The sequence below is a fragment of the Synechococcus sp. R55.3 genome (assembly GCF_047461975.1).
GTDB lineage: Bacteria > Cyanobacteriota > Cyanobacteriia > Thermostichales > Thermostichaceae > Thermostichus.
On record NZ_JANSIG010000023.1, the window covers coordinates 1 to 24,823 of the forward strand.

The window sequence follows — 24,823 nt, forward strand, 5'->3', positions numbered from 1 at the left end:
GTAGTAATCCGTACTGAACATATTATACATTATTTTCAGTATAGTTGAGCTTATTATTGACTAGAGTCATGCTCTCAGCTTGGCACTCAAGGCTCCAGGCGGGACGTGGACTCTGGCGACAGGATCCCGTTCGCGTTGGCGGAACGGAGTCCTTTCAAGCTCGCATCGCCGGGCCACAGACCCTGCAAGACTTGGGCAACACGACGCCAGGGATCCAGCCGTTCCGTTCGCGTTGGCGGGACGGAGCCCTTGCTGCTTTGAGGCTCTGGAGAAGACTGCTCAGAGGGAGCGGGATCCCTTTCCTCCAGCCTCAGGGAAAGCTGCTGCAACTGCATGTAGATGCTGTTCACGGCCAGCATGGCCAAGACCGTGCCAAAAAACTTGGTGCGGGATCCCATAGGTCAACCCCTGTGCGAAAACAAAGATACGGTTGTCGCGGGTGCGCTAGCTCCACCTTAGCTTACGGGTTTGGCTTGCCGTTCGGAGAAAATATTGATGTTCGCGTCGGCCTTGCAAAGCCCCACGGTCAAGATTTCCCAACAAGACAATGACTGCCCCCCAAAAGCCAACCTATCATCACCTGCACACCGCCCTTTGGGTGAGCGATCTGGCCAGAGCCGAACATTTTTACGGAACGGTGCTTGGGATCCCCAAGGTGGAACGGTTGCCGTTTGACTTTCCCGGCGCTTGGTATCAAGTGGGTTCCTCCCAAATTCATTTAATCGTGGCCGAGGAGCCGATGGATCCACGGCAGCGAAGCGGAACGGGATCCTCAAAGTGGGGGCGTAATCCCCATGTGGCGCTGGGGGTAGATGACTTGGAAGCGGTGAAGGCTCGCCTGCGGCAGGAAGGGTATGAGGTGCAACCGAGCGCTTCCGGGCGAGCGGCAGTGTTCGTCCGGGATCCGGATGGGAATGTGATAGAGCTAAGCTCGATTAGCGCAACTTAGCCATGAGCCATCTCCCCTCAGCAATGCCGCCGGTTGCAACAGCGTTGCGTAGCGATATGGGTTCTCGTTGCCAGTTCGATCCGGCCATCAGCCTGGTCAGTTCCGCGCAGATGCAGTGCCTTGAGGGGCAGATCTTCTCTGCCGGCATGCCCGTTGCCGCTCTGATGGAGAAGGTGGGGCTGGCCGTTTTTGCCCAGCTGCAGAAGGATTTTCCGCAAGCCCATCGCATTGGCATCCTCTGTGGGACAGGGCACAACGGTGGCGATGGGTTGGTGGTTGGGCGAGAGCTGTGGCTGGCCCAAAAGTCGGTGAAGGTGTGGCTGGGCAAGCCGGATCTCAAACCCCTGACGGCAGACCACGCCCGCTATCTCAAGGCGCTGGGGGCAGAGTTTGTGGAGAGTCTTGAAGAGCTGGCCGATTGCGATTTGTTAATTGATGCCCTGTTTGGGATCGGTCTGAACCGGCCTTTGGGGGAGCCTTGGGCGGGGGCGGTGGGGTGGGCCAATGGCAGTGGGATCCCCATCCTCAGCCTGGATTTGCCGTCTGGCCTCAACGACCAAACCGGGGAAGTCTGGGGCTGCTGCATTCGCGCCAGCCATACCTATACCCTTGGCCTTTGGAAACGGGGGCTGTGGCAGGAAGCAGCTCTGCCTTGGGTAGGACGGTTACATCGCGTTGATTTTGGGATCCCCGCTTGGGCCTGCCCAGAGGATGAGGTTCCCCGGTTGTTGCTGCGGCCTTGGCAGCACTTTCCTGCGGATCCCCCTTTGGATACCCACAAATACCGCCAGGGATCCCTGTTGTTGGTGGCAGGCTCGGCAGCCTATGCTGGAGCAGCGGTGTTGGCGGGGCTGGGATCCCGCGCCAGCGGGGTGGGCATGGTGACGATGGCGGCGCCGGCGGAGTTGAAAGGACTGATCCACAGCGCCCTGCCGGAAGTCTTGGTCTATGCCTGGGAGGGGATCCCCGCTTTGCCCCAGGTGGCCGAGAAACCCTTTCAGGCGGTGGCCGTGGGGCCGGGCTTGGGAGAAACCCGCTTACCACTGCTGGAACTCCTGCTGCGGGATTGGGCCGGGATCCCCTGGGTTATCGATGCCGATGGCCTCAATGCTCTGGCGGAGATGGGGGTAGAGCGCTTACGAGAAAAAGGGATCCAAGCCATTCTCACCCCCCACCTGGGGGAATTTCGGCGGCTTTTTCCGGGGATCCCGCTCCACGATCGCATCGAGGCAGCCCAAAGGGCGGCAGCCCAGAGTGGAGCCGTGGTGGTTTTGAAGGGGGCGCGGACGGTGATCGCCTCTCCCACTGGGGAATGCTGGGTGAATCCGGAGAGCACGCCGGCTTTGGCCCGGGGTGGCAGTGGCGATGTCTTGACCGGTTTGATCGGGGGCCTAGTGGCGCGAAGAAGAGCTCAAGCCGATCAACCTTTGGACGCTCCCGCCTTGCTCAGTTGCGCCTGTGCAGGGGTGTGGTGGCATGCTCAGGCGGCTGTCCATCTGGCACGGGAACGCGGCCTAACGGGAGTGGATCCGGCACGGCTGGCGGAGCATTTGCCCCAGGTGCTGCAAGCTCTTCAACAGGAGCAAGTTGTCCATACCGTGTCGCAGGCGGGTGAATAAATACTCTAAGTCATAGCCCAAGCCTTCCTGCTTGCTCCTACCCTCCACTAGGGGTCACCCGGTAAAGGGCACAGGAATAGAATTCTGGCTGGTTACTCGAAAGCCTTGGACAGGCCACCAAACCAAAGCCCGCATCCTCCACCACTATCTTCTCCGGCTGCAAGCTAAAATCCTGCGGGATCCGGAAAATCGGACTCAGGGATCCCTGAGGAGATACCCGCGCCAACCCACTGCGCCAAGACCCTTCTGCATCTTCCAAAAGGCGACTCCGACCCAACAAAGCCACTAGGTTGGATCCCTGTAGGTCAATATCCCGGATGGGCACAAAACTTCCCCCATTCTGTTCCCGTATCACCCGCCCATCCAACACCACCGCTAGCCCCTGACTGGGATTGGCCTTGAGAATACTTGGATCCCCTTGGTTATCGGCCAGAAAATAATACTCCTGTCCCTGCCTGACGAGCTTGGTTCTGGAGTCATCCGAGATAAGCGAAAACCCAGGCGAGAAAAAAGCACTCAAATCCATCACCTGAGTGGTTTGCCCCGTAGCATCCACCTGCAGCAACTCCTGAAACGTATTGGAACGCAGCCAATCCCGACTTTGCCGAGCCATAATCACCGGGAAGCTATACCGGGTGAAAACCAGGCTATTCCCCATCTGCACCAAATTGGAAAAGTATTCTGCAGTTCCTCCTCCAAAGGCCCCAAACGAGAGATCATCCACAAACGTCGAGACTTGGCCCTGGGCATTCACTTTGTTCAAAACCCCCACATTCCGGGTTCCAACCCCTGCATCAAAGCTCCGAGTGCCTTTCAGCAGCATCACCCCATCTTCAAATGCACCGATTCTGCGGAACCACTCTGAATAGCCTGGCCATTTATTTTTTTCTGCCTCCAGCACTGGAATTACCCCTCCAAAAGGGGTGATACGACTCACTCTCTCCCTCCTATCCCCACATGTATTGAATGAAAATTGATTACAAACTTCTTCCAGTACCCAATAATCGGAGCCAGATTTCACCAAGTCTCTGACTCGCCCGACACTGGCCAAGGGAGTGAAGGTATAGCCATCGGCCTCAGTGGTTCGATAAGTGCCCCCATACCCGGCCACTGCCTCTCCACCCATAATGGCAACATCAAAAATGCAATCTTCCAAGCTGAATCTTGGGTGCAACTGGATCCCAGAATCCCGACAGATGCGCTCTGCTCCTATGCGTTGGCTTGGGCTAATCTCCGCAAAGCCACTGGGAAAAGACCGGTTACTCAGGCTCTCGCTGCTCTCTCCGGGGCCATAGTCAAACAAAGACTCAGCAGGACTGACCCGCCAACTGTCACCGAAGACTCGGTAAAGCCCGTTAAAGTCCGTCTCGGAGACTAGCTGTCCACTGCGGCTTTGCAGGTCATTGCTGGGGTTGTAGTCGTAGTTGCCCAACAGGCCGCGTACTCGTCCCAAGTATTGGGGGGGTAGCTTCAAGGTAAAACTCAGGTGAGCAAAGGCTGCAGAGTTGGGGAAGTAGGGTTGAACGGTGAGTGTTTCTCCTTCTGGCCAGTTGAGGATGTACTCACCCTGACGGCCACGGAAGAGTTCGTAGCCGTAGCAGCCGCCGGGGGTACAGTTGGGGTCGGGGGTTTCCCATGCAGAGTCTTCGTCTTCTGGGTCTTGGGGCGGGCGTTCGGCTAAGGCGAGGAGCAGGTAGCCACCGGGGGGTAAGTCGGTGAGTTGGCCATCTATTCTCAGTTCCGGGGCAGGGGTGGTGTAGATGGCAACACGATGGGATCCCATTTGGGTGGCGATGGCACGAGTCATGCTGGCGACAGTGCTGCTGCCGAAGGGGCGGAAGCGCGCTTGCAGTTGAAAGTCCAGTTCGGGTACGACACTCTGGCTCAGGATATATTCTCCTACCCCGTGGAAGTCGTAGCGCAACCGGTCCAGGGTGTACAAATGCGGATCCCCTACCCCATCTGCTTTGCCGGCATAAGGATCCGCCTGGGAGGGATCCGGATTGCAATTGGCCCCCGGAGGACAGTATCCCCCGCCTGAGCCACCAGAACCCCCTGAGCCACTAGAGCCGGAACCAGAACCGCCTGTGTAGTTCAACTGTTTGCTGTCTGTGGCAACAAGGGGATCCCCGATGGGCCGACCTTGTGCATCCTTAATTTGGTATTCGGCCCGCGCATCAACTTGCATGTAGACCCGTTCTCCCTGGATGGGCCTGTCCAGGTTGAGGATGGTGGCTTGGGTGGTGAACTCGCCTTTTTCATCCGTTTCCCCTTCTGCGGGGTCAAGCTCACCATTGGTGATGCTAGGGAAGGTGATCTGCACGGGAGGTCGTTTGCCGGAGGCATCTTCTACAACTCGACCGCGGGCATCCACCAAGCGGACTTTCAGTTTCAAGTTGGCTTGCCCTGTAGAGGTTGCAGGAGGAATGAATTCCATTTCCTCAATCTCAAGGTCTAAGCACTGATTGCTTGTGGGATTGAGAGTTTCTGCTGCATCCCCCAGCATTTGGAATATTTTCCGGCGAGCCTCAAAGTTCCGATTGAGGTAAAAGTTGTCAAATCTATGACCGTCAAGAGGTAGAGCATCAGGGCCAAGAGGAGGCACAAGCCTAACATTCCAGTCCAAAGGTTCAAGTAAAGGTCTGGGTAAGACTGGATTACCCTGAGCATCAGAGATTCCACCAGAGGCTCGAGCAACCTCTCTAACCAAATTGACCACTCTATCTTCATCAAAGGTGACATACAGAGGAATGTCATTGAGGCTAGAGATTGTGGATCCCATCATGTGGGCAACTTGAACCCCACCAAAGAAACAACCTGCAATCTTCTGAGAGGTTGCATTTGCAATTGTCCGCTTGGCAGCATCGACAAATATTGTTCCCTGAGAATTAGAGATAGTTAAGACACGATAACCATCTCTGACATCATCCAAGGCTGGCCAAATGAAATTGTCGTAGAGAGAAGCTATAGTATTTCTTCGAATCATATCCAGATGTTGGTCGGCAATTCTATCCCGAATTGTTTGACCAAGAAGATTAATTAGAGTTTCTTGGACATTAAACCTTTGCAATAGTGGCCTTAGAATATCATTTGCATTTGGGGCTTTTAGAAGAACACGAGCATATTGCCACGCTTGAGGGTCTGACAGTTCTGGCAGTGCTTCCCGAATCTTGAGTGCAATGGATGCAACGATTTGAAAGGTTGGGTTGTCTGCTGCTTGAGTTACATTTCCAGACGCAGTTATTCCTCCCAAAGCCATGTTGTAAGCAAGCCGATAGTTTGCGATGTCTTGCTCGAACCCAATGTTGTCTTTGAGTCGGATCAATACATTCTCTTCATTTCCTCCAATGGCAGCAATGATCGTATCAAGATTTTTTTCTGCGTCATCTATTGCAGTTGCTAACCCGTTAATATAATAGATTCTAGACTTAAGACTAGACTTAAGAATAGATTCAGTAGTATTGAAACCTAGGTTGGGAGAAACGACTGAGTAGATAGTTGATTTGTTCGGTAATGAGCAAGACTTGAGAATCAGTACAGACAGGCAACAGCACAATAAAACAACAAGACGAACAGTATTTCGACCGAACATCCATTTATCCTCACTAATCTAGCGAATTGGGTCAGTACATGTCCATTCTTCTGCGCCAACGACTTGTCCAGAGAACTTGGCATCAACTGTTAAATCTGCAATGACTCTTTCTTGAGTGTTAAGCATTTGAAATTGCACTTCCCTTACTGCCTCAGCAACCTCATCAATGAGATCAAATTGATCAACTCCGCCGAATGCCAATCTTGCACATCGAATTGCTCGGAAACGATCAAGCACTCTTGCACGCACTTGGTCGCGACTATCTCTATTTACATTCACGATGTTTGCCTGTAAAGCTTTGGCGTATCGCAGCATGGCCTTCCGCTTCAGCTCATCATTGGGATACCGGCGGTAAATCCAGCGCTGCACATCATCACGCACGCCATCTCCATCGGCATCAATCCCCTCCAAAGTTTGCTTCCCTTCTTCTCCAGGATCCGGTGGCAAATTGGGGAATAACCGATCCAGTTCATCGACCGGGATCATATCTGGAGAGGGATCCTCACCCGGATTTTCTGGCACAAATCCAGTAGTGGGATCAGGATTGGGCTCTTCTTCTGCACTGAGGGTAGAACCTCCCCCGCCACTGCACCCACACAGCAACACCAACACAGAAGAGAGCATCAACATAAGCAGTATCCTGAGGCCGTTCATAATCGCCTTGGTTCTAGCAGTTCAAGTGGCACAAGTGACCCCCACAGGGATCCGGCAATCCTTCTATTGGAGCTACAAGCAACACAAAATTAGGGCAGGGATCCCTAGAAGGAACTCTCTCAGGAGGATCTACCGTTCATCACCCGACAAGAGCAAGACTGGATTTGCAGCCTGATGCTCAAGTAGAAACTAACATCTGCTTCAACAAAGTGCAAGTGCGCTGCAACACACAGGCCCAATCTTTAGATTGGTCAGCGTATGATACGGAGCCCTTTTTTGAAGGGGACAATATTTGTTGAATCAATCAAGCCAGGTGGTGAGGTCAATCAACGACTGGAACTCCAGCAAGGCTAGGCCCAGCTCTTCTAAGCGTTCCACTGGCAACGCGCGAATCTGAGCCTCCACCTCCTCAGGCAGGGATCCCATTTTGCCAATCTTCTCAGTGGGAAAAGCAGCCAGAAAGGAGTGACCACCTCAGGGATCCCCGTGGATTGTAGTTGACTGAGCTTGATTAGGGTCTTAGGAACCCCAGCGCTAAACCCAAGATAATAAACAAGCCAAAGCCAATCCGATAAAAGATGAACAGCCAAGTGCTGCTGCGCTGCAAAAACTTAATCAGCCAATCGATAGAGAGATAAGAAAAAACAAAAGCAGAGAGAGTGCCCAACCCTTGCGGCAGCAAAGCCTCCACCTCAAAATCCGAGACAAACTCCAGTACCCCAGCCAAAAATAAAGCCGGGATCCCCAGCAAGAAGGAGTAACGGGCGGCAGCCGGGCGTTGCAAATGGAGAAACAGCCCTGCCGTCAGCGTCGAGCCGGAGCGCGACACCCCAGGGATCAGGGACAAAGCTTGGGCCAGCCCTACCCAGATCCCATCCCAAATGCCTAAGCTGTGAAGGTCTCGCTGGCGTTTGCCCGTTTGCTCTGCCCAGCCCAACAACACAGCCAAGCCGATGGCTGCAGTGGCGATCACCCACAACTGGCGGGGCGGGGATCCCCAAATGGCCTTGATGGCCCAGCCGGCAACCACAATTGGCACTGTTCCCACCAGGATCCCTACCAGCAGCCGCCAAGGCTCCTGCTGAAAATCTCGTTCTCGCCAAGCCTTCCAAGAGCCGAGGATCAACTGGCGCAGGTCAGAGGCAAAGTAGATCAGCACCGCCCCCAAACTGCCCAACTGGATCACCGCCGTAAAAGAAGCGCCCGCATCCGGCCACCCCACCAAAGCCGGAAACACCCGCAGATGAGCCGTGCTGCTAATGGGAAGAAATTCGGTGATCCCTTGCACCATGCCCAAAATCAGAGCTTGCCACCAATTGGGATACCAGGTGTCAGCAAGCAACAAGGTAAACACTCCCCCACCCAAACTTGCCGGATTTGCACAATCCCCATTCTTAGAAAAACTCAGAACTCCGGCTTTTTCCAGCAGCCCATACCACGGCGAACAAACACTTGCAGAGGGATCCCACCCCAACTGGCCGGGAACTTGGGTGTCGCTGTCCCAGACCCGCAAAAGGGCTGTGCCTATAGGATCGCCGCAAAGATCAACAGTAGGTCAGATCATCGGGTCAATAGATCAGAAGCCAATCCGCTCTGGGTCTTCAATGGTAATCAGCCAGTTGCCCACATTCCGGAAGAGGGGGTTGGGTTCCGTACCCCGTACCCGCGCCTCCACACGGTAGATACCGGCAGATGAAGGGTTGCGCACATTGGAGAGCACCAGACGGATCTCCTGGCCGGCAGCGATGGGCTGACGGGCCACCACCTCCAGAGAGCGAAACTCCTCGTTCCAGTACACTTGATCCAGCTCTACGGGCCGGCCTTCCACCTCCAGGCGGATATTGTTGGGGTCGATGACGGCGTCAAAATTCCTGTCCCCGTTAATTTGCACTTCTGCCACTGCCACATTCTGGGGGGGGATCGTCAGGCGGTAGCGATCCAGGCGACCGCGAATGCCGCGAAAATCCAGCCGGTAGCTAAGAACAGGCACCCCCTCACTGCCGGTGATCACCAAACCCGACTGCGCCTCTGCAGAATGGGGCACCATCAGGGATCCCAGGCTCCCCATCACCAGAACCGCCAAGGCCAGCCTCATGCCTCGCCGGGCAAGGCCAAGTTCCTGCGAACATTTCACTGCTCTCAACACCCAAACCTCCGCTGGTTGAAACACTTCAGCACCCTCAAAGCTTGCCAACGCAACCTGCAGCCAACCTAACCAGTGGCAAGACCGCCATCTCGCCGTCCATTGTAGGGGATGGGATCCTCTCTACCGAGAGAGCCTAGGGCTCACCGGGGTGCGCAAGTACGCAGTTCTGGCAGAGATCTCAACAAGAACTTTGGGCCACCATACCCACAGTGCAGCCCCCCACAGCGCCGATTGTAACGGCAAGATGCCCCTGCCCTTCTACTGCTTCTTCACTTGAGGAAACTCAGCACCCCCACCCCGATCACCATCAGCACCCAGAGCAGGGATCCCACCAAAATCACATTCTTGGCCCGGCTCCAGTCGCTGGCTGAGCTGTAGAGCACTGGCACCGCCACCACCAAGAGCAAGCTGTAAAGCACCAACACCAACAAAGCAATTTGGAAAACGAGCATCATCTTTCGGATCCCTCACAAAAGTCTTGTCTTGGATAAAAGCTCCCGGCAACACCGGACGGCAGCAGGATAGAAAGGATAACGCTTTGACTATACCAAAATGGGATCCCTCTCAAAGCCAAATCCGTTGGGGCAGTTGATGGACTCACCTGGATACAGGCTGGATGCGGAAGGGGTTAAAGTCGGTTGCCACATCGAAGTAGTCTTCTTGTTCTTGCTGCTTTAGCCAGCCGGTAATGGCATAGGTCAGGGGCGTAAACGCCACCTCAACGGCACACTTGAACACATAGTTGGAGAGTATTAAGCTGCCCAGGCCGGGGAACACCCCCCAAAAAGCCAAAGTGACAAACAGACCCGTGTCCACCGCTTGGCCCACCAAGGTAGAGCCGATGGTGCGCGTCCACAGCCACCGTCCCCGCGTCCACACCTTCATGCGGGCCAGTACGTAGGCGTTGGCAAAGCTGCCTCCCCAATAGGCGATTAAGCTGGCCAGGACAATGCGGGGCGTCAGGCCCAGAATCTGGTCGTAGGCTTCTTGATAGGGCCAGTCGGGGGCCGCAGGCAGGGATCCCACGATCATGAACGTTACCGACATGAGGGCCGCCGAGATAAATCCCAGCCAGATCACCCGTCGCGACCGGGCATAGCCATAGACTTCGGTGAGGATGTCGCCGAAGATGTAGCTGAGGGGGAAGAGAATGGTGCCCCCGTCAAAGGTAAAGGGCCCCAGAAGAACGATCTTGGTCGAGGCAATGTTGGAAATCAGCAGCACGGCCACAAAGAGGGCCGTCACCGCATCTAGGTGTCGATAAGCTCGCTCAAAAACCCTCTCAGACATCAGGATCCTCCTAGAAGTTTACGGATCTGTCGCAGCTCCTTGACGATCAAGGCCAAACCCTGGGCATGTCGCTCCACTTCGCCGGCGAGCTTGCTGATCTGGGCCTCCAGATTGCTGCTGCGGGATTCCTGACGCGCCAGGCATTGGTTGATCCCAGAAAGCCGCGCCACCACCTCCCGCTGGATCAAGTTTTCCGTACCTTGAATCAGCAGCGTCTCGATGGCGGTGAGCCGGTTCAGAATCAGTTGGGTGTTGGTTTCGGATCCCGGCTCCGGTGCAGCGGCAGGGGCAACCTGGAGGACCTTTTGGATAAGAGCCAAAAGGGCATCTGCCTCAAACGGTTTCTCGATGAAATCAAAATCGACAAAGGGCTCAGGAATGCGGGCAGTCACCTGTTCCTTCAGCCCCGACATCATGATGATAGGAGTATTTTTCAGACTGTCTTCGCGGCGGATGGCCTGCAAGGTGTCGTAGCCATCCATCTTGGGCATGACAAAATCCAGCAGGATCAGGTCGGGGTGATGTTTTTTGGCCGCTTCCAGCCCTGTCAACCCGTCTTTGGCCTCCACCACTTGGAACTGATCGGCCAAGATGCTGGCCACCATCTTGCGAATCATGATGCTATCGTCAATGACCAACACCGTCTTGGTTGTCATGCTGAGGCGCTCCCTCTTCCCATTATCAAATCGACCTGATCAGCCCCTTCCTCCAGCTCATAGGGCAATCGGGGACATCCTTTTGAGGACACCACTAGAGTACTCCCCTGCTTGGCCAGATGGGGTGTGCTCAGGGATCCCATTCTGCTGGGTTCTCTTCGATCCCGGCGGTTGTCGGCTTGGCGTGGCTGCCTTGCTATAATTGAGTGTAAACAAACGTTAAGCATTTATTCGCACCTTGCAGGGTTATGAGCCTACAACTGAGTCCTGAGCTGTCGCTGCCGATCCCATCTCCGGTCGGAGAAGCTGCCTACCGTGCTTTTCAGTGGGGCAAAAACATCTTTGGCTTCGCCCACAAAGCGCTCTCCACCCAAGCTTCGGATCTGATGCTCTCGGTGCTCAGGGATCTGCAAAGCTTCTCCTCCGGAAGAACCCCGCCGCCGCGGGCCAAGGTGCGGGTGAGCGCTGACACGCTACAGGTGTTGCGGGCCCGTTATGAACAACTCCTGCAAGCGGACTGGCAAGATGCTGAGGCAGGGTACTACCCTCACGCGCTCCTGTTCGACAACCCCTGGCTGGACTTTGCCCGCTATTACCCACAGGTGTGGTTGGATTTGCCGCAAATTACTCGGCGGGTTCACAGCAAGCGTTACCAAGAGTTTTCTCAAGACATCTCCACCGAGGGCTATCCGAAATACTACCTGCAAAATTTCCATTACCAAACCAACGGCTACCTGAGCGACAGCTCGGCTGAGCTTTATGACCTGCAGGTGGAGCTGCTGTTTGGGGGCACAGCGGACGCGATGCGCCGTCGGGTGATTCGCCTGCTCAAAGATGCCTTGGATCCCACCTTGGTCAGCCCCCACATCCTCGATGTAGCTTGTGGCACGGGGCGGATGCTGCGCCTACTGCGGGGATCCCTGCCCAAAGCGGCTTTGTACGGTCTGGATCTTTCCCCCGCCTATCTGCGCAAGGCCAACCGACTGTTGCAGGAGCTGCCGGGGGAGCTGCCCCAGCTTATCCGCGCCAACGCCGAGGCCATGCCCTATGCCGATGCCACCTTTGACGCCGTCATCAGCGTTTTTCTCTTTCATGAGCTGCCTGGCCCGGCCAGACAAAATGTCATCAACGAGATGAGTCGGGTGGTGAAGCCAGGGGGCGTGGTGGTCATCTGCGACTCGGTGCAACTGCTGGATTCGCCAGAGCTGAAGGAGACGATGGAAGCCTTTATGCAAACCTTCCACGAACCCTACTACCGCGACTACATCCACGACGATCTGGGGGTGCGCCTGCAACAGGCAGGCTGTGCGGTGCTGCGCCGGGAGACTCACTATGTCAGCGCCTACACCCTAGCCCGTAAGGGTTGAGCGCCCTTTCCACAAGCTTAAGAGGAAGAGTAAATCGGCGGTCACTTGTCCAGAGGGTGTATAGTAGTTTTAGACACGAAACCTTGGATGAGAAGACGGGCCACTGACTGGATAACCTTCAGGTGCAAGTCCGTCCGAACTCTTTTCTTGTACTTAGGCTCATGTCCCACCCCCATGGATCCCTCCGCGCCGGTATCACTGCTCTCAAGCAGGAGCGCTACCTGGAGGCGATCAACCTTCTCGAGTCCTTCTGCTACTGCTGTTCCATCCAAGAAAGACAAGAGAGTTTGTCCCGCCGCCTGAGCGAGCGCAATGGCTCTAGGGCAGATCCGGAAGAATGCGTTTTGGCTCGTGTAGCTCTGATCATGGCATATCAGGGCAGTGGTGACTTGGAGCGCTCAACTGCCCTTTGCCAAGAGCTGTTGGAGGAGAAGGAAACTCCTGAGTCCGCTCCCTGGGCTCGGGAATGGGCAGCTCAGGCTCTACCTACCCTCAAGCAGGCTTCAGAACACTCCATGCCCCCTGAGGAAGTCATGGCGCGGCTACCCGTTCTCCGGCAGTTGGAAGACTGTCAGCCGCTGTGTAGCTCCCGCGATCCGGCTCCGCATCTGCTCAAATCTGCCTCTCTCTGAGGGAGAGGATCTGCAAGGAGCGGTGGACGCCCGGCTCTAGCCTTTATTCTCAACACAGTTCCACAGCAATCTTATGTCTGCTGCCGAACCGACTACCTATCATTTTGTCGTTGCCAGCCTGTCTTTCTTACGTTCTGAGCCTCTGGAAGAGGTGCTGGAGGAGCGTCGTCGATACTGCGAGGAGCGCCATTGCCCTGTCGATTTCTTCTGGGTGCCCCAGCCGGCCTTCATGGAAGCTCCAGAGTTAAAGCCCCTGCGGGACAAGTTGAAGGAGCCCCTGGGGGCAGTGGTATCCACCAACGCGGATTTTATTCGTTGGCTGAGCCTGCGCTTAACCTTTGTAGAGAAGGGCAGCTTTGTGGCTCCAAGCGAGTCGATCCCAGATCCCTTGCGCTCCTTGTCTGCCGCAGGAAGCTAGGCCTGCCGATTCCCAAGATTTGGGTTGGTGGATTGGAAGGCGGGCCAAGATAAGATCGGGGCACCCCATTTCCACTTTTGTTTGCTGACGGGATCCCATTCTGTTGTGGGGCCGACGTCGGGGAAATGGGCAGGTCACCTGGGGAGCATGATGACTTTGGAGCAACGATGGGGCTGGCCGGAGGGAGGGGCAGGGATCTGCCACCCCAGTTCCCCTCTCCAGAATCCCCCACCTGCGTCAACGCCAACTTGGGGGCTGAAGTCAGAAGCTCTCTTGCCTGAGCCGACAGCAAGCCCCGCCCTCAGCTCGCCGGAGTGTTCTCCTGGGGATCCCCTGCCGGAGCCACCTCCTGAGGATCCCGAAAAAGGGCAAAAGGAAGAGGAAGATCAAGGTCTGGCTGAGCCGGGCCTGAGAAACTTTCTTGCCGTGCTGCGCCGACGCAATTTCCTGCTGCTGTGGATGGGGCAGGTGTGTTCGCAGTTGGCGGACAAGGTGTTATTGGTGCTGCTGATCGGCTTGGTTGCCCGCGAATTTCAACCCGAAGGGGCTTCCATCAGCGGTCAGGTTTCGGCCATCATGCTGGCTTTTACGCTGCCGGCGATGCTACTGGGCAGCCTGGCGGGGGTGTTTGTGGATCGCTGGCTAAAAAAAGGAGTGTTGGTGCTCTCCAACCTGGCGCGTGGGATCCTAGTGCTGCTGTTGCCGCCGCTGCTCTGGCTCACTGCCGGGCGCGACCTTTGGCCGGGGATCCCCTTGGGGTTTGCGGGGCTGTTGCTGGTGAGCTTTGCCGTCTCGGTTCTGACCCAGTTTTTTGCTCCTGCCGAGCAGGCGACTTTGCCCCTGATCCTGCCGAAGCGAGAGCTGCTGGCGGCCAACTCCCTGTACACCACCACGATGATGGCTTCGCTGATCGTCGGGTTTGCCGTGGGGGAGCCGCTGTTAACCCTGGCAGATCGTTGGGTACGCCATTGGTTGCCGGGCTGGGAAGTGGGGCCGGAGCTGTTGGTGGGGGGAGCCTACCTCTTGGCGGGATCCCTGCTATTGCTGCTGCAACCCCACGAGAAGCTAGAGCCCCGGCGTTGGGAAGTCCCCCACCTCTGGGAAGATCTCCGCTTGGGCCTGCAATATGTCAGCCAGATGCCCCTGATCCGAGCTGCCTTGGTGCAGGTGGTGGTGCTCTACTCGCTGTTTGCGGCGCTGGCAGTGTTGGCGGTGCGCATGGCAGAAGTGATGGCAGAGCTGAAGCCAGATCAGTTCGGGGTGTTGTTGGCCGCTGCCGGCCTGGGCATGGGGATCGGCGCCTTTTGGGTGGGCCATACGGGCCGACGGGTGAGCCGCCGCGCCTGGATTGGGCTGGGATCCCTGCTGCTCTGTGGGGCTCTGGCAGCCCTATCCTGGACGACCCACTGGTTGCTGCCCAGCTTGGGCTGGATTGCCCTGTTGGGCTGTGGGGGGGCTTTGGTGGCGGTGCCGATGCAAACCTTGATCCAAGAGGAAACGCCTGACCATCTGCGAGGCAAGATCTTTGGGCTCCAGAACAACGCCGCCAACATTGCCCTCAGTTTGCCGCTGGTGTTCACGGGATTGGCAGAAGCCCGCCTTGGCCTTCCCTGGATGTTTGTGGCCCTGTCTGTTCTGGCGGGGCTGGCGGGGCTGTACACCTGGAGCCTATTGGGCAGAGAGGTCTCGTAAATCCTGCCGCAGCGCGAGGTTGGATATCCTCTTCCGAGGGGACGGGCCAAGGCAGGAGCTAACTCTGCTACTCTTGTAGAGGCTTGAGCATCGAGACTCCCTTTGCAGCTCAGCGTTTTAGCTCCGCGGGGATCCGCCCATGCACATCGCCTGGATAGGCAAAAAAACACCTTTCTGTGGCAACGTCACCTATAGCCGCGAGGTGACCAACGGCCTTTTGGATCGGGGACATCAGGTTAGCTTTTTTCACTTCACCAACGACGGCCAATCGCCCGCTCTGGATCCCGGTGGTGAAGGCTGGAGGGCGGAGCTGGATCGTCGAGACGTTTCCCTCCCCTGTCTGTACAAATCGCAGATTTACACGATCCCGGCCCCCAACGCCAAGCGGTTGCTCACCCAGGCTCTCAAGGAATTGCAGCCGGATCTGGTGCATGCCTCCTTGACCATTTCTCCCATCGACTTTGTGTTGCCGGAGATCTGCGCTGAGCTCAACCAGCCGCTGGTGGCTACTTTCCACCCTGCCTTCGACCGACGGCGGCGCAACATCGCCTCTCGCACCCAATACTTGGCCTACCAGCTCTACGCACCGTGTTTGGCCAACTATCACCGCACCATCGTCTTCTCGGAAACGCAGCGGGAGATCTTGGTCAAGCTGGGGGTGCGCCCCCAACAGGTGGTGGTCATTCCCAATGGGGTCGATGTGGACAAGTATACGCCTGGGCCCTCCACCCTCAAACAGCGGTTGGGACTGGAGCGGATCTTCGTCTATCAGGGGCGGGTTTCGCCGGAGAAAAACCTGGAGGCCCTGCTCAAGGCTTGGAAACACTCCCAAATGGGGGAGAAGTGTGGTCTGCTGATCGTGGGGGATGGGCCGCTGCTCAACACCCTCAAGCCCTTCTACACCCTTCAACATGGGATCCACTGGCTGGGCTATATTGCCGACGAGCAGCAACGCATCGAGATCTTGCGAGGAGCCGATGTGTTTATTTTGCCCTCTTTAATCGAGGGGCTCTCTTTGTCCCTGTTGGAGGCGATGGCCTGTGGGCTGGCAGCAGTGGCCACCGATGTGGGTGCCGATGGCGAGGTTTTGGCCGATGGAGCCGGGATCCTGCTGGATCCGACACGGGTGACGGCGGAGCTGCAAACGCTGTTGCCTTTGCTGCGGGATCAACGGGAGTTTACCCAACTGCTGGGGATGAAGGCCCGCCAGCGGGTGCTGGAGCGCTATACCCTCAGCCACAACATCAACCAGGTGGAACAGCTCTACCGGGAACTGTGCCAGGGATCCCGTCAGCCTCGCCGGGTGTGAGGGAAAATGAGGATCTTGATCTTTGTGTGATAAAGCTTGTGAGATTTTTGCTAAGCTGTTTCGTTACGTTTCCAAGGGATTAAGCCAGCCTTCCCGATGGATGATCACAGCCCCCAAAAGGCCGTTTCAGGGCAGCCCTCTGCCGGGCTGTCGAGCTCTTTGGGGTCAGAGTCCTTGCTGGCCCAGGATTCAGGCAAAAGTCCCTTTCCCCCCAATGCTCCGTCGCTGCCGCCTACGGACAATTCGGGGGACTTGCGCTCAGCTCAGACCGGCCAGGATGAGGATCCCACCTCTTCAGGTGCCGTTGCGTCCGATGATAGAGAGCTGCCGGAGGTCAAGCCGGCCATTGTGCCTGCCCCTGCAATGCCGGATCGGGTGGCAGAACTGGAGAGAGAACACCATCGGATGCAGTATCTGCTGGCGTGGCTGGCTTTTGCTCTGCGCTCTTTTAACAACTTGAACCAGATCCTGGAGCTGACGGCTTTTGTGGCCAGCCAACTGACCGATGCCGAAGGCGGAGCCCTGGTTTTGTTCAATCCCAACGGCACCATCCAGTTGGATCAACTGCATTGTTCCGATCTCAATCACCGCGAGCAGATTCGGGCTGAGATGGAGCAAATTACCCAGACCCTCTCGGCTCAAGAGCCCATTCTCAAAACGGAGGGATCCCTGTCTGTTAAGATCCCTGCCCTTGAACACCTCTTGGACGAACGGTTCCGCCAGAGCTTGGGGCCGGATGTACGCCTTTTCGGCACGCCGCTGCTGATTCGCAACTCTGTCCAGGGTCGCTTGTACGTCTTCAGCCGTCAGCCTGGCTACCACTGGGATGAACGTCGCCAACAACTGTTGCGCTTGGTCGCCGATCAGGCGGGGGTGGCCATCGAAAACGATCGCTTGACGGCAGCCTTGCGCCGCAAGATGGCCCTGGAAAAAGAGATGGAGATCGGCTCCTACATCCAGACCCAACTGCTACCCCGCGAGTGCCCTCAAGTCAAAGGCATTCGCCTGGCAGCCCGTTGCCGGGTGGCCAGCAAAGTGGGGGGCGACTACTATGACTTCATCAAGATTCCCGGCGAACGCCTGGAAACATCCGACTCATCTGAAGAAACGGCAGGCTTTCGCTTGGCCATCGTCATTGGGGATGTGATGGGCAAAGGGGTGCCCGCCGGCCTGTTGATGACCATGACCCGCGCCATGGTGCGGGCGGAGGCCCTCAACCGCCATTCGCCGGCCCGTGTTCTGCAACATCTGAACCGGGCCATGTACAGTGACCTGGAAAACTCCAATCGCTTCATCAGCCTGTTTTATTCGGAGTACGATCCCCGCTCCCATCGCCTCTGCTTCAGCAACGCGGCCCACAACCCCACCCTGTGGTGGCAGGCCCGCACCCGAGAAATTCAACCCCTGGACACAGAGGGGGCGCTGATCGGCTTGGAAGAAAACAGCCACTACTCGGAAAGCTGCGTGCAACTGCAACCCGGGGATGTGGTGGTGTACTACACCGATGGCTACACGGAGACAGCCAACACCCGCGGCGAGCGCTTGGAAACCTCTGGGCTGATGGACGCCATCCAGTACGCTGCCCGTCGCTACGACTCCCCCGAAGACATTTTGGAGAGCTTGTTTGAGCAGATGGATGCCTTCCGAGGCCGTCGGGGATCCCATCCTCTTCCCCTGTGGCTGCCTGCGGATCCAGAGCTCCTGTTGCAGGATGAAATTTCCCTGCGGCCTGAGCCCGTGGACGACACAACGCTGGTGGTGTTGAAGGTGTTGCCGGACTCTGAGCCAGCCTAGCTAAAAAAGTTCAAACTCAGGGTTAATGACAGCAGGCCGCAACGCTCACAATAGCTCAAGCAAGCTACTCAACGCTACTGGGCTGGGCAGCAACGGTGGGTTGGTTGACGTGGTTTTGCCGGACTACTAGGCTAGTTGGTTAGTTCTGGCATGCGTTCTGCATGGGCTAAAGCCTGCTCCAGCTTTAGTCTGTGTAGCTCTCTCAGAGAGCAAGGAGCGGCTACCTGCAGCTTGCGGGGAAGTCACGCCTGTGGAGATCCCTCTGGCGGGGCAGTGGGGGTGATCTCTGCTGCCAGCCATAGTTCGTTAAGGCAGGAAGAAAGCAGAAGCGCGGCAGACGCTGAGCACTCCGCGCCGCCGGTGTGAGTGGAAGTGTTTGTTGGCGTTTCGTAGGTCTTTCAGAGCGGTACGCTCTAGCTGGTGGAGCTACCAGGTTGGCTGCACTGTGTTATCTACACCTGAGGTACAACCATGAACTTCTCTCCTTCTGGGTCTGAAACCGCCTCGGTTTACTTGCCGGCCCCCGCGGCTTTCCAGACGGAAATGATTGTCGGGCAGGTGTTCCGACAGGATGTGCTGGGCGATATCCGCAAGGGTTGGAATGGCTTTGTGGAATCGGGCCAAATTTGGGCGCTCTTGGCAGGGATCGTAGTGGGCTACATGCTCAAGAGCATCACCAGCTCCCACTAGGGCCTTGTCACCATTGCTCTAGCTGGATCCATTGGGCCTGGGCCGGCGGGGTTTTGGCCGTCGGCGGTCGGTTTCTGTGTTTTTTCTCCACAACTGCAGTGGGGTCTTCCTACGGTGGTCAATCCTTCTCCCCATTCTTCCGGTTCCCAGCCAATGTCTGAGCCGACGGTAACTTCCACCCCTCGCCCCTGGAGCCAGCGCTTTGAGGGATCCCTGCATCCTGCCATCGCCCGCTTCAACGCCAGCATCGGCTTCGACATCCGCCTGCTGCCCTACGATGTGGCCGGATCCCTGGCTCATGTGCAAATGTTGGCCGCTTGTGGCATCCTGACCCGGCAAGAGGCCGACCAGATCCGGCAGGGATTGGAGCAGATCCAACAGGAGGCGGCTGCCGGCACCTTCCGGCCCGATCCAGAGGCAGAGGATGTCCACTATGCCGTCGAGCGTCGTTTGGTGGCTTTGGTGGGGGAAGTGGGAAAAAAACTGCATACCGGGCGCTCCCGCAACGACCAAGTGGCCACCGATCTGCGCCTCTATCTGCGGGATCAAATCGATCACCTTCGTCAAGCTCTCTGGGAGCTGCGCGGAGTTTTGTTGGACTTGGCCGAGCGGCATCTGGAGACGATCCTGCCCGGCTACACCCATCTGCAACGGGCTCAGCCGATTAGCTTAGCCCACCACCTCTTGGCCTATGAAGAAATGCTCTGGCGAGACTGGCAACGGCTGGGGCGGGTGCGGGAAGAGGCGAATGTCTGTCCTCTCGGATCCGGAGCTTTGGCCGGCACTTCCCTGCCCATTGATCGGCAGCTCACCGCCCATCTGCTGGGATTTGAGCGGATCAGCGCCAACAGCTTGGATGCCGTCAGCGACCGAGACTACCTGGTGGAGTTCCACGCTGCCGCCAGCTTGATTTTGGTGCATCTCAGCCGCCTCTCGGAAGAGGTGATCCTCTGGGCTTCCCAGGAGTTCGGCTTTGTCACCCTCACCGATGCCTGTGCCACCGGCTCCAGCCTCATGCCCCAGAAGAAAAATCCCGATGTGCCGGAGTTGGTGCGCGGCAAGGCGGGGCGGGTGTTTGGCCATCTCCAGGCTTTGTTGGTCACCTTGAAGGGGCTGCCGCTGGCCTACAACAAAGATCTCCAAGAAGACAAAGAGGGGCTATTCGACACGGTCGATACCCTGAAAGCCTGCCTAGAGGCGATGACCCTTCTGCTGCGGGAAGGGATCCAATTTCAACCTGAGCGCATGGCGGCTGCTGTGCAGGAAGATTTCTCCAACGCCACCGATGTGGCCGACTACTTGGTGCGCAAAGGGATCCCCTTTCGCACAGCCCATGATTTGGTGGGGCAGATTGTGCGCATTTGTTTGGCAGAGGGGATCCTGCTGCGGGATCTGCCCTTGGAGCGCTGGAAAACCTTCCACCCGGCCTTTGAGGCGGACATTTTGACGGCCATTGAGCCCCGCCAGGTGGTGGCCACGCGGCTCAGCGCCGGGGGAACGGGCTTTGCTGTGGTGCGAGAAGCCCTGCAACGGGCCCAGGCCCGCCACCAGCAGCCAGAGCCATCGGAAGAAACTCCACAAACTTAAACTGAACTCAAGGAGAGTTTGCAATTCTTGGGTTCTTCTCGCCAGTGTGTGCCATCCTGAGGTTCTCAGCCATCCAACGCAACTCCCAGCCTGTTGGCCTCTTCCCTGGGTATCGTTCCATGTTGGATAACCTCACCGCCCACGTCCTCGAAAATGCGGCCAAGCGTCGCTGGCGGGAACGCGCCTACAGCCGATTTTTGCAAGATTGGCGACGGCAAGTGGTGCTGCTGCGCCGTCAACGGGCCGGCGAATTTGGCCCACCCCTGGGGGATCCCTCTTGTGTTTTCAGTGCCCACTCGGCTTGGTTGCGCTGTGCCGTCCATCCCCAAGGGCCGTGCCAGGGTTGCCCCCACTATGCCCCCGTCACCCCTCCAAAGCCAGAGCCACCTCTGGGTTCACTCGATGGACGGGTCTGACCGCGCCACACTGGTGGCCGAACATTTTCAGCAGCGGCGGCCTCTGCGGAACGGCCTGCCCGTTGCGCCCCAATGGCATCCGCTGTAGCTAAGTTGAGGGATCCCCGGCCAACTTGTGCCAGAATAAAAGAACGGTAACTCCATCGGCAAAGGCGAGATTCATGGCCCTCTACCTCTCGGCAGACCACCTTCACAGCATCCGCCAGCACGGCGAACAAGCCTTTCCCCACGAGAGCTGCGGCATTTTAATTGGGGAAATCCGGGGATCCGACAAGATCATCCACGAGCTTTGGTCGGTGACCAACACCTGGGATCAAGCGGAAAACCCTCTGGCAGACGGGGAATCCAGCCGCCGCCGCTTCTTGATCGATCCGGCGGATTTCAAGCGGGCCAACGACCATGCGGTGCGCAAAGGGCTGGGGATCCTGGGCACCTATCATTCCCATCCCAACCATGCGGCCATTCCCTCCGAGTTTGATCGGCAGCATGCTTTTCCTTGGGGCTTTTCCTGTGTGATCGTCAGTGTGCGCGAGGGCAAGGCAGAAGAGGTGGTGAGCTGGGTTTTGGATGAGCAGGAGCAGCCCCAACGGGAGCCGATGCAGATGCTGGAAGACATTCGCATCCCCCCACTCCCGGCTTTGGCAAGCTAGAGTCGTTTGGGCTTTGCCGCTGTTTGAGGCTGAAATTCACGGCTAAGTTCAGTTGGGATCCTTGAAAGCTGGGATGGATACCACCGGAAAAAGCGGTAGTCTAGTGCTGAACCTTGTCTGTAACATAGCTGAATCCTCAAAGTCAGTAGACAGCCCCAACAAGATCGACAAACGGATAGGTCAGCCCAGATCCTCTGGATCCTCAAAAGTCTCCAGTAGATACCCAAGATCTCTCCCCGAACTCCCATGGCAACCAAAGTTCTGATCCCCTCTCCCCTGCGCCCCTACACCGACAACCTGGAAGCTGTCGAGATCGAGGGCAGCAATGTTGGCGAAGTGATGGGCAACCTCATCGCCCGCTATGGCGAGCTGAAGCGCCACCTCTACACCGAGGATGGGAAGCTGCGCAATTTTGTCAATGTCTACCTCAACGACGAGGATGTGCGCACGTTGCCCCAAGGCAACAACACCCCCGTGGGAGAACAAGCCGTCATCAGCATCGTTCCCGCTATTGCTGGAGGGTTGTGAGCATGTTGAACCTGGATACCAGCCAAGTCAGCCTCTCCCGCGAAGAGATGGAGCGGTTTTCTCGGCATTTGATCCTGCCCGAGGTGGGCCTAGAAGGACAGAAGCGGCTGAAAGCGGGCAAAGTGCTGTGCATCGGCACAGGCGGCCTTGGCTCGCCCCTGTTGCTGTACTTGGCGGCAGCCGGCGTGGGGCGGATCGGCATTGTCGATTTTGATGTGGTGGATGTGTCCAACCTGCAGCGGCAGGTGATCCACGGCACCTCCTGGGTGGGCAAGCCGAAGGTGGAATCGGCCAAGAACCGCATCCTGGAGATCAACCCCCACTGTCAAGTGGATGTTTACAACACCGCCCTGAAGGCCCACAACGCACTGGAGCTGTTTGCCAACTATGACGTGATTGTGGATGGCACCGATAACTTCCCCACCCGTTACCTGGTGAACGATGCCTGTGTGTTGACGGGCAAGCCCAATGTCTACGGCTCGATCTTCCGCTTCGAGGGACAAGCGACGGTCTTCAACTACGAAGATGGGCCCAACTACCGGGATCTCTACCCCGAGCCGCCCCCACCAGGACTGGTGCCCTCCTGCGCCGAAGGGGGAGTGTTGGGGATCCTCCCCGGCATCGTCGGTGTTATTCAAGCTACCGAAACCGTGAAGATCCTGCTGGGCGTGGGCACAACCCTAAGTGGGCGGCTGCTGCTTTACGATGCCCTGAACATGAGCTTCCGGGAGCTGAAGCTGCGCAAAAACCCCGCCACTCCTCCCATCACCCAGCTTATCGACTATGAGCAGTTCTGCGGGATCCCACAAGCCCAAGCTGCCGAACAGGCTGGCCAAGCGGAGATCCCGGAGATCACCGTGGCTGAGCTAAAAGCCCGCCTCGATGCCCAGCAAGACTTTGTGCTGGTCGATGTGCGCAACCCGAACGAGTGGGAGATAGGCCGGATCCCTGGTGCTCACCTGATCCCCCTGCCCCAAATTGAAAACGGCGACGGGGTGGAGCAGGTGCGTCGCCTCCTTAACGGCTCAGAGCTGATCGTCCACTGCAAGAGTGGGGCACGCTCGGCCAAAGCCCTGAAGATCCTACAAGCTGCTGGGATCCAAGGAAAAAACCTGCGCGGGGGGATCCTCGCCTGGGCAGAGGCTTACGATCCCTCGATTCCCAAGTACTGACCCTGTCTCAGGATCCCTAGCTGTTGCCCAGTTTGCTTTAGCTAGACCGCCGGGAAGCCCCGCCCTCTATTAGTGGATAGTGGTTAGTAGCTAGTGACTAGCCGGGGTGAGGGTCGGGAGGAGAGGCGGGAGCATGGTGTTTTGTCCTCATTGGTGCTGTAATCAAGGTGGCAGGGTTTTATGCACTGCCGCTATAAACATCAAGTACAGGGCGGTGGGGCATCCCGTCCTTTTCGCGCCAGCGGGACGGAGTCCTTAAGCTCAGGAAATGTCCTTAACTGGAGTCACTGTTCGCGTCAGCGGGACGGAGTCCTTGAAGCCCGCACCCTCTCGCTTTAGCGGCACGGATTGCTTCGCGTAGCATGAGTGCGGGAGTATGTCACCATAGATCCGGTAGATCCGGTGCGCAGGGCCGGTTGCGCCAGATTCTCCCTTTTTCCATGAGTGCCATCCCGCAGGCCGAGACAGAAACGATCTTCCACTCCATCCCCGAAGCCCTCGAAGACCTCAAGTGTGGTCGCATGGTCATCGTGGTCGATGACGAAAACCGAGAAAACGAAGGGGATCTGGTCTGTGCTGCCCAGTTTGCCACGCCCCAAGCTATCAACTTCATGGCCACCTACGGGCGGGGCCTTATCTGCCTGGCCATGCAGGGATCCCGCCTCGATGAGCTGAAGATCCCGCTGATGGTGGGGCAGAACACCGACAGCAACCAAACTGCCTTCACCGTCAGCATTGATGCTGGGCCAGAGGCTGGAGTTTCCACCGGCATTTCCGCTGCCGATCGCTCTCGCACCATTCAGGCGGCCATTCACCCGCACACGCGACCGGAAGATCTGCGCCGGCCTGGGCATGTCTTTCCGCTGCGGGCACGGGAGGGCGGAGTACTCAAACGGGCTGGCCATACGGAAGCAGCGGTGGATCTGGCGATGTTGGCCGGGCTGTATCCGGCAGGGGTGATTTGCGAGATCCAAAACCCGGATGGCTCCATGGCCCGCCTGCCCCAGTTGATCGAATATGCCCGTCAGCACGATTTGAAGATCATCACCATCGCCCACCTCATCGAGTACCGCTTGCGCACCGAACAACTGGTTCACCGAGAGGCTGCCGCCACCCTGCCAACGGAGTTTGGCCAGTTTCGGGTTTACGGCTACCGCGATAGCCTCAACCAAGTCGAGCACCTGGCCCTGGTGAAAGGGGATCCGACCCAATTTGCCGCTGAGCCCGTCCTGGTGCGCGTCCATGTGGAGTGTCCCCTAGGGGATGCGCTGGGATCCCTGCGCTGCGATTGTCGCCGCCAATTGACAGCGGCCCTGAAGATGATCGGCCACCAGGGCAAGGGGGTGCTGGTGTACCTGCGCCGGCAAGAGCAGGAGCTGAGTCTCATCGAGCAAATCAAGTCCTACGCCCGGCAAGATCTGGGACTTTCTGAAACCGCGCCACCGGTGGTCATGGATTTGCGCGATTACGGCATCGGAGCCCAGATCCTACGGGATGTGGGGGTGCGCAAAATGCGCCTGATCAGCAATACCTCTCGCCACATCAGCGGCTTGAAAGGATTTGGCCTGGAAGTGGCCGAGCGCGTGCCCTTGCTGGTGGAAGAGCCGGATCTCAATTTGCACGTGGAGCCGTCCTGTTCCCTGAAACTGTTGCTGCACGACG

The 24,823-nt window shown here is 57.4% G+C and carries 23 protein-coding genes and 1 pseudogene; 15 read left to right on the forward strand and 9 right to left on the reverse strand.

Annotated elements, in window-relative coordinates; translation table 11 throughout:
• Positions 1-86: 86 nt before the first annotated feature.
• Entirely contained in the window at positions 87-398 is a 312-nt protein-coding gene (locus NW849_RS05480) for a hypothetical protein (RefSeq protein ID WP_414356415.1), read from the reverse strand.
• 149 nt (positions 399-547) lie between these two features.
• Here NW849_RS05480 and NW849_RS05485 point away from each other — a divergent pair, with 149 nt between their 5' ends.
• Entirely contained in the window at positions 548-949 is a 402-nt protein-coding gene (locus NW849_RS05485; RefSeq protein ID WP_414342431.1) for a VOC family protein, read from the forward strand.
• 56 nt (positions 950-1,005) lie between these two features.
• Positions 1,006-2,568 (forward strand): NAD(P)H-hydrate dehydratase, encoded by a 1,563-nt coding sequence (locus NW849_RS05490; RefSeq protein WP_414356418.1) that lies wholly within the window; start codon positions 1,006-1,008, stop codon positions 2,566-2,568.
• Positions 2,569-2,605: 37 nt separating this feature from the next.
• On the opposite strand, the gene NW849_RS05495 is transcribed toward NW849_RS05490, so the two are convergent.
• The 8 genes from NW849_RS05495 to NW849_RS05530 form a co-directional block, all read right to left on the reverse strand.
• A complete protein-coding gene (locus NW849_RS05495; protein WP_414356421.1) occupies positions 2,606-5,005 on the reverse strand; it encodes a VWD domain-containing protein in 2,400 nt (799 codons plus the stop codon).
• A gap of 1,173 nt (positions 5,006-6,178) precedes the next feature.
• Positions 6,179-6,790, reverse strand: coding sequence for a hypothetical protein (locus tag NW849_RS05500; RefSeq protein ID WP_414356424.1), 612 nt, complete (start codon positions 6,788-6,790; stop codon positions 6,179-6,181).
• A gap of 324 nt (positions 6,791-7,114) precedes the next feature.
• A complete protein-coding gene (locus NW849_RS05505) occupies positions 7,115-7,240 on the reverse strand; it encodes a DUF4351 domain-containing protein (RefSeq protein ID WP_414356426.1) in 126 nt (41 codons plus the stop codon).
• An 85-nt stretch (positions 7,241-7,325) separates the two neighbouring features.
• Entirely contained in the window at positions 7,326-8,159 is an 834-nt protein-coding gene (locus NW849_RS05510) for an undecaprenyl-diphosphate phosphatase (RefSeq protein ID WP_414356429.1), read from the reverse strand.
• A 231-nt stretch (positions 8,160-8,390) separates the two neighbouring features.
• Entirely contained in the window at positions 8,391-8,909 is a 519-nt protein-coding gene (locus NW849_RS05515; RefSeq protein WP_414356431.1) for a DUF2808 domain-containing protein, read from the reverse strand.
• Between the two features lie 320 nt (positions 8,910-9,229).
• Positions 9,230-9,415 carry a photosystem II reaction center protein PsbZ gene (gene psbZ, locus NW849_RS05520; RefSeq protein WP_011433643.1) on the reverse strand — a complete coding sequence of 62 codons (186 nt, stop codon included), beginning with the start codon at positions 9,413-9,415 and terminating at the stop codon, positions 9,230-9,232.
• A 142-nt stretch (positions 9,416-9,557) separates the two neighbouring features.
• Positions 9,558-10,250: a queuosine precursor transporter gene (locus NW849_RS05525; protein ID WP_414356433.1), complete on the reverse strand. Its 693-nt coding sequence runs from the start codon at positions 10,248-10,250 to the stop codon at positions 9,558-9,560.
• A complete protein-coding gene (locus NW849_RS05530; RefSeq protein ID WP_414356435.1) occupies positions 10,250-10,906 on the reverse strand; it encodes a response regulator in 657 nt (218 codons plus the stop codon). Before NW849_RS05530 ends, NW849_RS05525 begins: the two co-directional genes overlap by 1 nt.
• A 248-nt stretch (positions 10,907-11,154) precedes the next feature.
• Here NW849_RS05530 and NW849_RS05535 point away from each other — a divergent pair, with 248 nt between their 5' ends.
• The 13 genes and pseudogenes from NW849_RS05535 to ribB all read left to right on the forward strand — a co-directional run.
• Entirely contained in the window at positions 11,155-12,273 is a 1,119-nt protein-coding gene (locus NW849_RS05535; RefSeq protein WP_011433647.1) for a class I SAM-dependent methyltransferase, read from the forward strand.
• Positions 12,274-12,434: 161 nt separating this feature from the next.
• Positions 12,435-12,905 carry a hypothetical protein gene (locus NW849_RS05540; RefSeq protein ID WP_011433648.1) on the forward strand — a complete coding sequence of 157 codons (471 nt, stop codon included), beginning with the start codon at positions 12,435-12,437 and terminating at the stop codon, positions 12,903-12,905.
• A 73-nt stretch (positions 12,906-12,978) separates the two neighbouring features.
• A complete protein-coding gene (locus tag NW849_RS05545; protein ID WP_414329330.1) occupies positions 12,979-13,323 on the forward strand; it encodes an MgPME-cyclase complex family protein in 345 nt (114 codons plus the stop codon).
• Between the two features lie 147 nt (positions 13,324-13,470).
• Positions 13,471-15,015, forward strand: a complete 1,545-nt coding sequence (locus NW849_RS05550; RefSeq protein ID WP_414356438.1) for an MFS transporter — start codon at positions 13,471-13,473, stop codon at positions 15,013-15,015.
• A 139-nt stretch (positions 15,016-15,154) separates the two neighbouring features.
• Positions 15,155-16,324, forward strand: a complete 1,170-nt coding sequence (locus tag NW849_RS05555) for a glycosyltransferase family 4 protein (RefSeq protein ID WP_414356440.1) — start codon at positions 15,155-15,157, stop codon at positions 16,322-16,324.
• A gap of 96 nt (positions 16,325-16,420) precedes the next feature.
• Positions 16,421-18,118 (forward strand): PP2C family protein-serine/threonine phosphatase, encoded by a 1,698-nt coding sequence (locus tag NW849_RS05560; RefSeq protein WP_414356443.1) that lies wholly within the window; start codon positions 16,421-16,423, stop codon positions 18,116-18,118.
• Positions 18,119-18,589: 471 nt separating this feature from the next.
• A complete protein-coding gene (locus NW849_RS05565) occupies positions 18,590-18,808 on the forward strand; it encodes a hypothetical protein (RefSeq protein ID WP_414356446.1) in 219 nt (72 codons plus the stop codon).
• A gap of 153 nt (positions 18,809-18,961) precedes the next feature.
• On the forward strand, positions 18,962-20,395 hold the full coding sequence (argH, locus tag NW849_RS05570) for an argininosuccinate lyase (RefSeq protein ID WP_414342441.1): 1,434 nt from the start codon (positions 18,962-18,964) through the stop codon (positions 20,393-20,395).
• 119 nt (positions 20,396-20,514) lie between these two features.
• Positions 20,515-20,811: a DUF6464 family protein gene (locus NW849_RS05575; protein WP_414329336.1), complete on the forward strand. Its 297-nt coding sequence runs from the start codon at positions 20,515-20,517 to the stop codon at positions 20,809-20,811.
• A 161-nt stretch (positions 20,812-20,972) separates the two neighbouring features.
• On the forward strand, positions 20,973-21,461 hold the full coding sequence (locus NW849_RS05580) for a M67 family metallopeptidase (protein WP_011433657.1): 489 nt from the start codon (positions 20,973-20,975) through the stop codon (positions 21,459-21,461).
• Positions 21,462-21,707: 246 nt separating this feature from the next.
• Positions 21,708-21,989: a MoaD/ThiS family protein gene (locus NW849_RS05585; protein ID WP_011433658.1), complete on the forward strand. Its 282-nt coding sequence runs from the start codon at positions 21,708-21,710 to the stop codon at positions 21,987-21,989.
• 2 nt (positions 21,990-21,991) lie between these two features.
• Entirely contained in the window at positions 21,992-23,161 is a 1,170-nt protein-coding gene (moeB, locus tag NW849_RS05590; protein ID WP_414356448.1) for a molybdopterin-synthase adenylyltransferase MoeB, read from the forward strand.
• Positions 23,162-23,634: 473 nt separating this feature from the next.
• Positions 23,635-24,783: pseudogene (gene ribB / locus NW849_RS05595) on the forward strand (3,4-dihydroxy-2-butanone-4-phosphate synthase); the annotation flags it as partial.
• Positions 24,784-24,823: the final 40 nt, after the last annotated feature.